Here is a 12,780-nt window from a genome sequence, read left to right as displayed (position 1 = left end):
AAGATGCATGGTGGCGCGCTCGCGCTCACTCCCCGGCCTCCTCCAGGACCGGAAGCTGCGCGTGCACGTCGGCATCCACCCGGGCCCAGTCGATGCCGTTGAGCGATGCCCGGCCTGCGGTGTGCCGTACCAGCAGGTCGCGCTGCACATGGCTGCGGTGCTGCGCCAGCGCGTAGGGAATGCGCATGAAGCTGACCATCGTGTAGTGCGGTACGAAGCGCTGCGGATGGCGCGCCTGCAATGCCAGTTCCAGTTCGCGCTGCAGCAGGAAGCCGCTGTCGTCGACCTTGTCGCGCATCTCCACGTAGTTTTCCAGCGCCATCTCCTGGATCGCCAGCGCGTTCGGCTTGCGCTCGGCCTCGAAGGCGGCAAACGCAGCGGCCAGGTCGTCCGACGCCAGCAGATGCCGCGACAGCGCCACGCAGTCCTCGAACGCGCAGTTCATGCCTTGGCCGTGGAACGGCACCATCGCATGGGCGGCATCGCCCAGCAGTACCGCCTGGCCGCCGAGGTGCCAGCGGTCCAGGTACAGCGTGGCGAGCAGGCCGGTGGGGTTGGTCTCCCAGTCCCGTTCCAGCTCGGGGATGAGCGGCACGGCATCGGCGAAATCGCGCAGGAACAGCGCTTTCGCGTCCTCCCCCGTGCGCACGCTGGCGAAGCTCGGGTCGCCGTGATTGGGCAGGAACAGGGTCACGGTGAACGTGCGCTCGTCGTTCGGCAGCGCGATGCACATGTAGTGGCCGCGCGGCCAGATATGCAGCGCATTGGGCTCCATCATGAAGCCACCGTCCACGTCGGGCGGAATCTCGAGCTCCTTGTAGGAGTGATCGAGGAACTCCGTGCGCTCGCCGAGATCCTCGCGACGCTGCATCGCACCGCGCAGCGACGATCCGGCGCCGTCGGCACCGATCAGGGCGGTGAAACCCACGGCGTGCGCGCTTCCATCCTGTTCGTCGCCGAACCGGGCGATCCGTGCATCGAAGTCGACCGCATCCAGGCGGCGATGGAAATGCAGGGTCGCCCCTGCGCGCTCGGCCAGGTCCAGCAGCGTGACATTCAGGTCGCCACGGTGGATCGACCAGATGACCTCGGAATCGTCGCGCCCATAGCGCTGCAACTGTTGCCGCCCGTCGAGGGCATGCACCATGCGGCCGCGCATCATCACCGCCTGCCGCATCACCGCATCGTCGGCGTCGGCCATCCGCAGCGCGTGGCGGCCCCGCTCGGCCAGCGCCAGGTTGATCGAGCGTCCACCGGCATAGCCCTGCACGCGCGGGTCGCCGCGCTTCTCGAACACGTCCACCCGCCAGCCCGCACGGGCCATCAGCGTGGCCAGCAGTGCGCCGGCGAGGCCGGCGCCGATGATGGTGATGTGTCGCGATTCCCCGATGCTCAATTCAATACCCCGTCATCCCCGCGCAGGCGGGGATCCAGTGACTTAACGTTGTCCGATGATGTCGGGCCACAGATCGTTCCAATAGAGATTGGATTCTTCGATCAGTCTTATCTTCCATGCGCGATTCCACTTCTTGATGCGCTTCTCTCGGGTGATCGCGGCTTCCATGGTCGGATGGATCTCGTACCATACCAGCCGGGTCGCGCGATGACGCTCTGTGAAGCCAGGTACAGCATGCGTGCGGTGTTGCCAGATGCGTCCAATCAGATCGCTGGTGACCCCGACATACAGCGTGCCGTTCCTGCGGCTAGCCAGCATGTAAGTGGCGGGCTGCTTTTCCATAAGCAATCCTATCCAAGTAACGTCACTGGGTCCCCGCCTTCGCGGGGACGACGAATCACTGCATGACGGTCAGAACCCCCGCCACGTCTCGACTTCCTCGACGAAGCGGTGGACGTCCATGTAGCGGTTGTACAACGGGGCGGGCGAGATGCGGATCACGTCCGGTTCGCGCCAGTCGCCGACGATGCCCACCGACAGCAGGTACTCGAACAGTTCGCGCCCACGTTCGCGGCCGCCGCTCACGCGAAGCGACAGCTGCGCGCCGCGCTGGGTCGTATCGCTAGGTGTGATGATCTGCAGGACATCCGACAGCCGCGCCCGGATGAGCGCTTCCAGCAGGCCGGTGATCTTCAGCGACTTGGTGCGGATCGCCTCCATGCCGCCGGCCTTCTCGAACAGCTCCAGCGACGCCCGCAGGGGCGCCAGGCCCAGGATCGGCGGATTGCTGAGCTGCCAGCCTTCGGCACCCGGCGTAGGCACGAACTCCGGCGCCATGCGGAAGCGGGTTTCCTTCTCGTGGCCCCACCAGCCAGCGAAGCGCGGCCGATCCGTGTTCGCATGGCGCGCGTGCACGAAGCAGCCTGCCACGGCGCCGGGACCGGAGTTCAGGTACTTGTAGTGGCACCAGACCGCGAAATCGACGCCGCTGTCGTGCAGGCGCAACGGCAGGTTGCCGACCGCGTGCGCCAGGTCGACACCGACCACCGCGCCCTGCGCATGGCCGAGGCGGGCGATCTCGCCCAGGTCGAACGCCTGCCCCGTGCGGTACTGGATGCCCGGCCACAGCACCAGCGCCAGGCGCGGGCCGTGCTCGGCGATGGCGCGTCCGATCGCGGCCATCGACAGCGTGCCGTCGGGCTGGTCCGGTTCCACTTCGATCAGATCGGTGGCGGGATCGAAGCCATGGAAGCGCACCTGCGACTCCATCGCATGGCGGTCGGACGGGAACGCCCCGGCCTCCATCAGGATCGCCGGACGTTCCGTCGTGGGGCGGTAGAAGCTCACCATCATCAGGTGCAGGTTGGTGGTCAGCGTGTTCATCGCCACCACCTCGGCCGGCTCCGCGCCCACCAGGCGCGCCAGCGGGTCACGCACCAGTTCGTGGTAGGTCATCCACTGCGCGTTGCCGGTGAAGTGGCCTTCGACGGCTTCGGTGGACCACTTGTCCAGCACTTCGTTGATGTAGGTGCGCGCGCCTTTCGGCTGCAGGCCCAGCGAGTTGCCGCAGAAGTACACCTGGTCGTTGTGCTTGTGGCGGGGGATCAGGAAGTCGTTGCGCAGCGCGCGCAGCGGATCGGCGGCATCGAGGGCGATGATGTGGGTGCGGGACAGCGGGTCGGTCATGGAGGCGGGCGTGAGAATGATCGGTTGGTTGTAGGAGCGACGTCAGTCGCGACCGGACGCTGGCGGTTGAGACAAAACGTTTGTTTGGCGGAGGTTCCAACAGGGCAGGATGCCGACTTGGCCATGCCGTGCGGTCGCGACTGACGTCGCTCCTGCAGAGGGCAGCATCACGTGAACCTCGACGCCGGCAGCCCCAGCCATTCCAGCGCGGTGCCGTGGTACAGGCGGGCCTGTTGCTCCGCGTCCAGGCCCAGCGCGGCGATGCCGGCGCCCGGTTCCTGTTCGCCCAGCGGGAACGGGTAGTCGGTGCCGAGCATCACCCGCTCGTGGCCGACCGTATCCAGCAGGTAGCGCAGGGCGCGCGGATCGGCGACCCAGGAATCGAAGTACACGCGGCCCAGGTAGTCGCGCGGGTTGCGGGGATTGTCGGTGGCGACGAGGTCGGGGCGCATGTTGAAGCCGTGTTCGATGCGCCCGATGGTGTAGGGGAAACTGCCGCCCCCGTGCGCGAAGCAGACCTTCAGCTGCGGCAGCCGCTCCAGCACGCCGCCGAAGATCAGGCTGCAGGCGGCGCGCGACTGTTCGGCCGGCATGCCCACCAGCCAGGGCAGCCAGTACTTCTGCATGGACGCCGCGCCCATCATGTCCCAGGGATGCACGAGGATGGCGGCGCCCAGTTCGCTGGCGGCCTGGAAGAACTCGAACAGCTCGGGCGCGTCCAGGTTCCAGTCGTTGACGTGGCTGCCGATCTGCACGCCCTGCAGGCCCAGCTGGTCCATGCAGCGTTCCAGCTCCTGCACCGCCAGCCGCGGCGATTGCAGCGGCACCGTGCCGATGCCGGCGTAGTGGCGTGGATAGTCACGGCAGGCGGCGGCGGTGTGGTCGTTGAGCGCCTGATGCAGTTCCAGCGCGTGATGCGGCTTGGCCCAGTAGCTGAACATCACCGGCACCGTGCTGATGACCTGCACCTGCACGCCGAAGCGGGCGTAGTCGGCGATGCGTTCCTCCGGGTCCCAGGTCTTGGGCCAGATCTCCCGGAAGAACTTGCCGTCCTTGTAGATGCGGTGCCGGCCGTCGTCGCCGTGGTGGATCACCGGAAAGCGCGGATCGCCGTACTTGGCCGCCAGGTCGGGCCAGTCGCGTGGCAGGAAATGCGCGTGGGTGTCGATCTTCAGCATGATCGGATTGTAGAGGCTGCCCGCGTGGGTTTCGCGCTGCGTTGCCGCGTCGGCGCGAAGCTGGGCGAGGCGCTGCAGATCATCGTTCCAGCGCGTCGGAGACGCGTTCGCAGGCAGCGATCAGGTCGTTGACCAGACGACGGTCCACCTCCACATGGCCTTCGTACTCAGCCAGGTTGCGCAGGTCGTGCGCCTTGGCCAGCACGCGCCAGACCTCGGGGCCGAGTCCCAGCGTGTGGGGCAGCACCTGGAAGACGATGTAGCGGTGCCGTGCCCGATAGCCCCCGCGGCGCAGCGCCGCCAGGCTCAGCGCATGGGCGGCGTTGTAGGCCAGGTCGAAGCGGCTTTCCAGCGACAATGCGTCATTGTGCGCATCGGCCAGCCGCGCCAGTCCGGAGCGCAGCAGGCCGGCGACTTCCTTCCTGTCGGGGGGTTCGGCACTGAGCGGGCCGCTGGGACCGGCCAGATTCTCAAGCGGCGAGGTCATCGTCGCTCCCGATCAGCCACTGCCGCGGCTGCTGCAGCACGCGGGTGACGAAGCTGTTGCCCCCTTCGATACGGCTGCGCAACGCGTCACGGTCATAGACGGTGGGATTGACCTGCCGGCCCAGCCGTTCGGCCACCGGGTGCAGCGCCAGCATCACCTCGGCATAGGCCAGGTCGTCGGCGACCACCATCAGGTCGATGTCGCTGCGGGCGGTGTCGTTGCCCTTGGGGACCGAGCCGTAGAGGAAGGCAGCGTGGATGCGGTCGGCCAGCGGCGCCAGCGCCTCGCGCAGCGGTTCGGCCAGGCCGAACGTCTTGCGGACGATGGAGACCAGTTCGTCGTGGATGGGGGCGTCGGGGTTGGCGCGGTAACGCTTCTGGTTGCCGACGTGTTCGACGGTCAGCAGGCCGCTGCCGGCGAGGCGCGCCAGCTCCCGCTGGACGGCGCCGCTGCCGGCGCCGGTGGCCTGGATCAGTTCGTTGACCGCGTAGCTGCGTCCGGGGTCACCGAACAGGCAGGCCAGTACCCGCTGCTGGGTGGTGGTGAACAGGGCCCCCGACAGGCTGGCGGTCGCATAGCGCGCGGCCGCTTCACTGACCTTCCGGGATCGGGGTGTCTCGTTCATGCCCATATCGGGCACGATAATGCCCAGATTGGGCAAGCGCAAGCTCAGGTGATGTCGGCCTGCGAGTCGGCCTGCATTTCGTACCGGCTCGGGCGCGGATTCAGATGACCGCAGGCCTTGCAGGTGCGCAGGTCGTCGCTGCGGTAGAAGGCCTCGAACACGCGGAAGAAATCCTGCTCGATGTCGTTGAGGTGGAAGTACTCCTCGTAGACCTTGTGGTTGCAGCGCTCGCAGAACCACAGCAGGCCGTCGTCCTCGTGCGGCAGGCGCCTGCGCTCGATCACCAGCCCGACCGAGCCCGGCATGCGCTGGGGCGAGTGCGGCACGCGCGGCGGCAGCAGGAAGATCTCGCCGGCGCGGATCGGAATGTCGCGCACGGTACCGTCCTCCTGGATGCGCAGCACCATCTCGCCTTCCAGCTGGTAGAACCACTCCGGGCCTTCGTCCCAATGGTAGTCGGTGCGCGCATTCGGCCCACCCACCACCATCACGATGAAGTCGCCGTCATGGATGACCTTGTTGCCGACCGGCGGCTTGAGCAGGTGGCGGTGTTCGTCGATCCACGCCTGGAAGTTGAGCGGGTTGGGCAGCATGTCAACCTCCCTTGGCCGACGGCTTGGAAGCGCGCTTCAGGTCCTCGATCGTCGGTGCCGGGTCGCGGACCGGGATACCGGCGTTGCGGGCCATCTCCACGGTCTTCGCCTGCGATTCCGCCAGCGTAAGGCCGATCATTTTCTTGCGTTCTTCGTCGGTGACCGCGTCCACCGCCACGGGGTAGAGATACATGCCTTTCGCATCGCTCAGGAACTGCGTCCCGTACCACTGCGGCTGCTGCTGCCGCATGAGCAGGCGATCCCATGACGCGGCGACGAGCCAGCGGCGGCGTCCGCCGTCATCCGCGCCGATGTTCATTGCCAGCGTCGCCAGCGCATGGGCGATGCGGATGTCTTCGGCCGTATCGCCATGCTGGAACACCCACGCGGCGTTTTCATAGTCGGCGGCGGTGCGCATGGCGCCTTCGCGCATCAAGGCCCTCACCCGTGCGAGCCTGGCGGCGTCGCGGAGCGCCACCTCGCTCCAATCGATCTTGCCCTGACGGTCGGCCTGGTCCTGCTTGCGGAGAGCAGCCAGTTCGGCATGGTCTGCCGGCAAGCCCTCGGCGCGGGCGCCGGCATTCAGACAGAGAGCGAGGAGGGAGGCGAACAGTATCTTGCTCATCGGTGAGCGTCCTTTCCCAGCCATGCAATGCACTTCAGTTCGATGGCGATCGGCGTGGGCAGGGCGGTGATGCCCAGCGTGGTGCGGCAGGGCGCGGTGGCGGCGTCGGCGAAGTATTCCGCCCAGACCCGGTTGTACGCCTTGAAGTCGTGTGCCATGTCGGTGAGGTAGACGGTCACGTCCACCAAGTCCTCCCAGCGTGCACCACTGGCCTGCAGGACCGCGCGCACGTTGCCGAACACGGCCCGGCACTGCGCCTCGATGTCGTAGCTGATCAGGCGTCCGTCCGCATCGTGCACGTTGCCGACGATGGCGTTGGTGGCCGGATCGCGCGGGCCGATGCCGGAGAGGAACAGCAGGTCGCCGACGCGACGCGCATGGGGGTACTGGCCGACGGGCTTCGGTGCGCCATCGGCGTGGACGACCTCACTCATCGCGCTTGCCCTTGGGCGGCACGCCGGCGAGGGCGCGCTGGTAAGCGGGTTGCAGTTCGTCCGCGGCGCTCACGTCCATGCCCAGTTCGCGCACACGCCCGTCGAACAGGCTGTAGACCCAGCCGTGTACCGCCAGCGGCTGGCCCCGCGTCCAGGCGTCCTGGACCACGGTGGTCTGGCAGACATTGAAGACCTGCTCGATGACGTTCAGTTCGCACAGGCGCGCGTGGCGCAGCGATTCGGTATCCACCTGGCCCAGCAGGTCCGCATGCTTCATCGCCACGTCGGCCACGTGGCGCAGCCAGTTGTCGGCCAGGCCCACGCGCAGTCCGGTCATGGCCGCATGCACGCCGCCGCAGCCGTAATGGCCGACCAGCAGGATGTGCTCGACCTTGAGGATGTCGACGGCGAACTGGATCACCGACAGCGCGTTGAGGTCGCCGTGCGACATCACGTTGGCGATGTTGCGGTGGACGAACACCTCGCCCGGGTCCAGGCCCAGGATCTGGTTGGCGGGCACGCGCGAATCGGAACAGCCGATCCACAGGTAGCGCGGCGACTGCTGCTGCGACAGGCGCTTGAAGAAGCCGGGATCCTCCTGCTTGATGCGGTCGGCCCAGTCGCGGTTGTTCTGCAGCAGTTTCTCGAGTTCGGTCGGTTCAGACATCGGTGTGTTCATCCTCAGCGCAACGCCACGCAGACGTTCTTGGGTTCGGTAAAGAAACGCATGGCCTCCAGCCCGCCTTCGCGGCCGAGGCCCGACGCGCCCGTGCCGCCGAAGGGCGTGCGCAGGTCGCGGGTCATCCAGGTGTTGATCCAGACGATGCCGGCGCGCAGCTGCGTCGCCAGCCGATGGGCGCGATCCAGGTCGCGGGTCCACACGGTCGCCGCCAGTCCGTAGTCGCCCGCGTTCGCCAGCGAGAGCGCGTGGGCCTCGTCCTCGAACGGTTGCAGCGTCACGACCGGACCGAAGATCTCCTCGCGGTTGGTCGCCGCCTCCGGCCCCAGGCCTTCGATCACGGTGGGGGCGACGTACCAGCCGGGACGGTCCAGCGCGTGGCCGCCGGCCAGCACGCGACCGCCGTCGACGCGCGCGCGCGATATGCACGCCAGCACCTTGTCGTAATGCGCCTGCGATACCAGCGCACCCAGGCGGGTCGAAGGGTCGTCGAGCGGCCCGGCCTGCCACGTGGCGGCGCGTTCCACCAGGGCGTCGCGGAATTCGTCGTAGATCGCCTGCTGCACCAGCAGCCGGGAACCGCACAGGCAGATCTGTCCGGCGTTCTGGAATGCCGAGCGCAGCAGCGTGTCCAGGTGCGCCCGCCAGTCGCTGTTGGCGAAGACGAGCGTCGCGTTCTTGCCGCCCAGCTCCAGCGATACCTTCTTCAGCAGCGGCCCCGCCAGTCCGGCGATCCGCTTGCCGACCGCGGTGCTGCCGGTGAAGGAGACGGCCTTGACGGCGGGATGCAGCACCAGCGGTTCGCCGACCGCCGTGCCGCTTCCGTGCACGAGGTTCAGCACGCCGCGGGGCAGGCCGACCTCGGCCGCCAGGTCGCCCAGCATCGTGGCGGTGGCCGGCGTGACCTCCGATGGCTTGGCCACCACGGTGTTGCCGGCCGCCAGCGCGGGCGCCACCTTCCAGGTGAGCAGGTAGAGCGGCAGGTTCCAGGGCGAGATCGTCGCGACCACGCCCAAGGGCTGCCGCAGGGTGTAGTTCAACCCGGCCTCGCCATGGTGCGATTCGCTGGCGAACTGGGTGGCCGCATGGGCGAAGAACCGCAGGTTGGCGATGGCACGGGGAATCTCGATGTCGCGTGCCAGTGCCAGCGGCTTGCCGGTATCGCGCGATTCGGCGGCGGCGAACACGTCGCGCCGCTGTTCCAGCGCATCGGCCAGCCGTTCCAGCCAGCGTGCGCGTCCGGAGGTGGTGAGCGCCGACCAGGCCGGGAATGCCGCTTCGGCGGCCTGCACGGCCAGCAGGACGTCATGCTCGCTGCCGTCGGCGACCTCGGCGTAGACCTTTCCCGCCGCCGGTTCGAACACGGGACGCCAGGCGCTGCCCGGGCGCGGTTCGCCGTCGATGAAGTGGCCGAAGCGGTCCATGTCCATTAGCTTAACCCGGCCGGCAAGCCGCTTCCGTCAACGGACCTCAGATCGACTGCATGCGGCCGCCGTCCACCGCCAGGCTGACGCCGTTGATGTACGCGGCGGCGGGCGAGGCGAGGAAGGCGATGGCGGCGGCGATCTCGTGCGCTTCCGCGAAGCGGCCGGCCGGGACCGTGGCGAGCATCGTGGCGCTGACGGTGGCTTCGTCCTTGCCCGTCGCCTGTATGCGGTCGTGAAGGATCTGCTCCAGTCGCTGCGTGCGCGTGTAGCCGGGCAGCACGTTGTTCACGGTAATGCCGTCGGCACCCAGTTCCCTGGACAGCGTCTTGGCCCAGCTCGCCACCGCGCCCCGGATGGTGTTGGAGACGCCGAGGTTGGCGATGGGTTCTTTCACGGACGTGGATACGACGTTGACGATGCGTCCCCAACCGGCGGTGCGCATGCCAGGGACGGTGAGTTGCGCAAGCGCCTGGTTGGCCAGGAGGTGGCGCTGGAATGCCGCCAGGTAGTCGTCGGCGTCAGCATCAATGGCGCGCCCGCCGGGTGGTCCGCCGGTGTTGTTGACGAGGACATGCACCGGCCGCGTCGCCACGAGGCGACCGACGGCCTCCCGCAGAGCCACGGCATCGGCCACATCGAGGGCGATGGTTGCGTGCTGCTGGCTGCTCGCGACGCCAGGCAGTGCAGCAGCCACCTCGGCCAGCGCCTCGGGGCGTCGGGCCAGCACCGTCACGTCCGCGCCCAGCAGGGCCAGCTCATGGGCCGCCGCGCGGCCGATGCCCTCGGAGGCGCCACAGACCAGCGCGTGCCGGCCGGCGAGATTGAGGTCCATGCATCGTTTCCAGAAGGTCTTGTGCGTCGAGTGTAGCCCTGCATGATGTGGGGCGTGGGAGCGACGTACGTCGCGATGCTTTTTTGCCGCGCCGATGTGCGGGACAGAGATCCCGCTTCGCGACTTAGGTCGCTCCCACATCCTGCTTCCGACGGGTCAGGCGCTCAAGCATCAGCTCGGATACCAAGGTGTTGTTTTCGCCGCCCAGTCGCTGCAGCGCGGCCGCCGCCCCCGCGACGTTGGCGACCGGATGGTTCTGGCTGAGCTTGAACTTCAGCTCGACGCGTTCGACGTCGAAACGGAAGCCGATGATCCCGCGCAACTGGCGGAGGTGGTCGTCGCGGTCGTGCTCGAAGCGCCAGTCGTTGCCCACCCGTGCCTCATTGACCCGGCTGAGGCGGTCGACGATCGAGGCCAGTTCGGCGGTGTCGTCGGTGATCGCCAGCGCGCCGTGCAGGTGCGCGACCGCGTAGTTCCAGGTCGGCACGCGCGCGGCTTCTTCCTTGTCCGCGTACCAGCCCGGAGACACATAGGCATGCGGGCCGTGCACGATCAGCAGGGCAGGGCCGCCATGGCGTGCCTGCGGATTCGGCTTCGCCCAGTGGCCCTCGAAGACGATCCGGTCGCCGTCACGTGCGTAGAGCACCGGCAGATGGCTGACCACGGGCACGCCGTCGGCGACGGTGACCAGGGTGACGAACGCATCCTGCGCGATCAGCCGATCGAGCTCGGCCAGGTCGGTTTCGACGAACGCGCGCGGCGTGTACATGGACCGATCAGGCGCGTGCGCCGAGCGACTGCACCATCAGCGGCACCAGGGTGGCATCGTCGTCACCGCGCGGGGGCTGCACGCCGGCCAGCGAGAAACCGCGCGCCAGCGCATCGTCCTCGTCCAGACCGTCGAAGGCGACGAACTCCGCATCGAACAGCGCCGCGCGGGCGCTGTCTTCGCTGTCGTAGGCCAGCGTATTGCCATCGCTGTCCAGCACCTCGGCGGTACCGGCCTCCAGCAGGCGAAGGCGCGCCCAGATCAGCGTGCGGCCGAGCGAGGCGAGGTACCAGTCTTCACGGAGGTACGGATTCATGCGAACGCCTCCGCCCACAGCGCCAGCAGGCCGGCCATCGCCAACCCGAATACGATGACGCACAGCGAGATGCGCGCCGGCGTGGCCAGGCCCGACAGCGAGGTGTCCGGAATGCGCCGGTAATCGCCGGACAGCAGCCAGCGCAGTGCGACGGGCTTCAGGAAGGCGCCTTCGCCCCACTGCGCGCCGAGTGCGCCGTGGCGGTCGCGCACATGCACCAGCGTCAACGGCCAGAAGATGACGAACGCGCAGAAACCGGCGATGGCCACGCCGACGAAGCAGAGGGCGAAGAACAGGAGCATCAGAACTCCGCGTTGCCGGGTGCGCGCGGGTAGGCGATGGCGTCGCGGATGTTGCTCAGCCCGCACACGTACACCACCAGGCGCTCGAAGCCGAGACCGAAGCCGGCATGCGGCACCGAACCGTAACGGCGGAAGTCGCGGTACCAGCCGTAATGCGCCGGATCCAGACCGAATTGCGCCATGCGCGCATCCAGCACGTCCAGGCGCTCTTCGCGCTGGCTGCCGCCGATGATCTCGCCGATGCCGGGCGCCAGCACGTCCATCGCGGCGACGGTCTTGCCGTCGTCGTTCAGGCGCATGTAGAAGGCCTTGAAGTGCTCGGGATAGTTGGTCACCACCACCGGGCGGCCGACATGCTGCTCGGTCAGCCAGCGCTCGTGCTCAGTCTGAAGGTCCAGGCCCCATTCGACCGGGAACTCGAACTTCTGCCCCGACTTCTGCAGCAGCGAGATCGCATCGGTGTAGTCGATGCGCTCGAACGGCGAGTTGACGAAGGCTTCCAGCCGAGTCAGCGCGGTCGGTTCGACGCGCTCGGCGATGAAGGCCAGGTCGTCGGCGCGTTCGCTCAGCACGGCACGGAACAGGTATTTCAGGAAGTCCTCGGCCAGCTGCGCGTTCGCGGCCAGGTCGTTGAAGGCGACCTCCGGCTCGATCATCCAGAACTCGGCCAGGTGGCGCGTGGTGTTGCTGTTCTCGGCGCGGAAGGTCGGGCCGAACGTGTAGACCTTGCTCATCGCCAGCGCGTAGGCCTCGGCATTGAGCTGGCCCGACACGGTCAGGAAGGTTTCCTTGCCGAAGAAGTCGCGCGAGAAATCCACTGCGCCTTCCTTGTCGCGCGGCAGGTTGACCAAGTCCAGCGTGGAGACGCGGAACATCTGGCCGGCACCCTCGGCATCGGACGTGGTGATGATCGGTGTGCTGATCCAGAAGTAGCCGTTCTCGTGGAAGAACCGGTGCACCGCCTGCGCCAGCGAATTGCGGATGCGCGTGACCGCGCCGAACAGGTTGGTGCGCGGACGCAGGTGCGCGAACTCGCGCAGGTATTCCAGCGAGTGCTGCTTGGGCTGCATGGGGTAGGTGAGGGGATCCTCCACCCAGCCCACGACCTCCACGGAGGAAGCCTGTATCTCGAAGCTCTGGCCCTGGCCCTGCGAGGGCACCAGGGTGCCGGTGGCGACGACGGCGCAGCCGGTGGTCAGGTGCTTGATCTCGGACTCGTAGTTGGCCAGTGCGGCGGGCGCCACCACCTGGATCGGCGCGAAGCACGAGCCGTCGCTGACGTTGACGAAGGACAGGCCCGCCTTGGAATCGCGCCGCGTGCGCACCCAGCCGCGCACCGTGACCTCGCCGCCGGCCGGGAGCTTGCCCGCCAGCGCATGTTCGACGCTCACCACCGTCATGGCTTGAATCCTTCGATAACAGACTTATTAA

Annotated in this window: 16 protein-coding genes; all 16 read right to left on the bottom strand. The window is 67.7% G+C overall.

The window, feature by feature from the left end:
- Positions 1–25: 25 nt before the first annotated feature.
- Positions 26–1,396: an NAD(P)/FAD-dependent oxidoreductase gene (locus VGN58_RS09110; RefSeq protein WP_327482929.1), complete on the bottom strand. Its 1,371-nt coding sequence runs from the start codon at positions 1,394–1,396 to the stop codon at positions 26–28.
- A 42-nt stretch (positions 1,397–1,438) separates the two neighbouring features.
- Positions 1,439–1,738 carry a GIY-YIG nuclease family protein gene (locus VGN58_RS09105; protein WP_327482928.1) on the bottom strand — a complete coding sequence of 100 codons (300 nt, stop codon included), beginning with the start codon at positions 1,736–1,738 and terminating at the stop codon, positions 1,439–1,441.
- Between the two features lie 69 nt (positions 1,739–1,807).
- Positions 1,808–3,082 carry a kynureninase gene (gene kynU, locus VGN58_RS09100; protein WP_327482927.1) on the bottom strand — a complete coding sequence of 425 codons (1,275 nt, stop codon included), beginning with the start codon at positions 3,080–3,082 and terminating at the stop codon, positions 1,808–1,810.
- A 167-nt stretch (positions 3,083–3,249) separates the two neighbouring features.
- On the bottom strand, positions 3,250–4,260 hold the full coding sequence (locus VGN58_RS09095) for an amidohydrolase family protein (RefSeq protein ID WP_327482926.1): 1,011 nt from the start codon (positions 4,258–4,260) through the stop codon (positions 3,250–3,252).
- A 79-nt stretch (positions 4,261–4,339) separates the two neighbouring features.
- Positions 4,340–4,747: a hypothetical protein gene (locus VGN58_RS09090; RefSeq protein ID WP_327482925.1), complete on the bottom strand. Its 408-nt coding sequence runs from the start codon at positions 4,745–4,747 to the stop codon at positions 4,340–4,342.
- Positions 4,731–5,372, bottom strand: coding sequence for a transcriptional regulator (locus VGN58_RS09085; protein ID WP_327482924.1), 642 nt, complete (start codon positions 5,370–5,372; stop codon positions 4,731–4,733). Before VGN58_RS09085 ends, VGN58_RS09090 begins: the two co-directional genes overlap by 17 nt.
- A 44-nt stretch (positions 5,373–5,416) precedes the next feature.
- The gene (locus VGN58_RS09080; RefSeq protein ID WP_327482923.1) at positions 5,417–5,965 is read right to left on the bottom strand and encodes a 3-hydroxyanthranilate 3,4-dioxygenase; all 549 of its coding nucleotides are present in this window, start codon (positions 5,963–5,965) and stop codon (positions 5,417–5,419) included.
- A 1-nt stretch (position 5,966) separates the two neighbouring features.
- Positions 5,967–6,590, bottom strand: a complete 624-nt coding sequence (locus VGN58_RS09075; RefSeq protein WP_327482922.1) for a hypothetical protein — start codon at positions 6,588–6,590, stop codon at positions 5,967–5,969.
- Entirely contained in the window at positions 6,587–7,024 is a 438-nt protein-coding gene (locus VGN58_RS09070; protein WP_327482921.1) for a RidA family protein, read from the bottom strand. Before VGN58_RS09070 ends, VGN58_RS09075 begins: the two co-directional genes overlap by 4 nt.
- The gene (gene can, locus VGN58_RS09065; protein ID WP_327482920.1) at positions 7,017–7,691 is read right to left on the bottom strand and encodes a carbonate dehydratase; all 675 of its coding nucleotides are present in this window, start codon (positions 7,689–7,691) and stop codon (positions 7,017–7,019) included. Before can ends, VGN58_RS09070 begins: the two co-directional genes overlap by 8 nt.
- A 14-nt stretch (positions 7,692–7,705) precedes the next feature.
- A complete protein-coding gene (locus VGN58_RS09060; RefSeq protein ID WP_327482919.1) occupies positions 7,706–9,133 on the bottom strand; it encodes an aldehyde dehydrogenase in 1,428 nt (475 codons plus the stop codon).
- Positions 9,134–9,173: 40 nt separating this feature from the next.
- A complete protein-coding gene (locus VGN58_RS09055) occupies positions 9,174–9,962 on the bottom strand; it encodes an SDR family oxidoreductase (protein WP_327482918.1) in 789 nt (262 codons plus the stop codon).
- Positions 9,963–10,086: 124 nt separating this feature from the next.
- The gene (locus VGN58_RS09050; protein WP_327482917.1) at positions 10,087–10,731 is read right to left on the bottom strand and encodes an FMN-binding negative transcriptional regulator; all 645 of its coding nucleotides are present in this window, start codon (positions 10,729–10,731) and stop codon (positions 10,087–10,089) included.
- Between the two features lie 7 nt (positions 10,732–10,738).
- Positions 10,739–11,047: a hypothetical protein gene (locus tag VGN58_RS09045; protein WP_327482916.1), complete on the bottom strand. Its 309-nt coding sequence runs from the start codon at positions 11,045–11,047 to the stop codon at positions 10,739–10,741.
- Complete coding sequence (locus VGN58_RS09040) at positions 11,044–11,349, bottom strand: hypothetical protein (RefSeq protein ID WP_327482915.1); 306 nt, start codon at positions 11,347–11,349, stop codon at positions 11,044–11,046. The genes VGN58_RS09045 and VGN58_RS09040 overlap by 4 nt, the downstream gene beginning before the upstream one ends.
- On the bottom strand, positions 11,349–12,749 hold the full coding sequence (gene asnS / locus VGN58_RS09035) for an asparagine--tRNA ligase (protein WP_327482914.1): 1,401 nt from the start codon (positions 12,747–12,749) through the stop codon (positions 11,349–11,351). Before asnS ends, VGN58_RS09040 begins: the two co-directional genes overlap by 1 nt.
- Positions 12,750–12,780 lie beyond the last annotated feature (31 nt).

It is taken from the genome of Pseudoxanthomonas sp. (assembly GCF_035999195.1).
GTDB lineage: Bacteria > Pseudomonadota > Gammaproteobacteria > Xanthomonadales > Xanthomonadaceae > Pseudoxanthomonas_A.
This window is presented reverse-complemented; position numbering and strand designations above follow the sequence as displayed.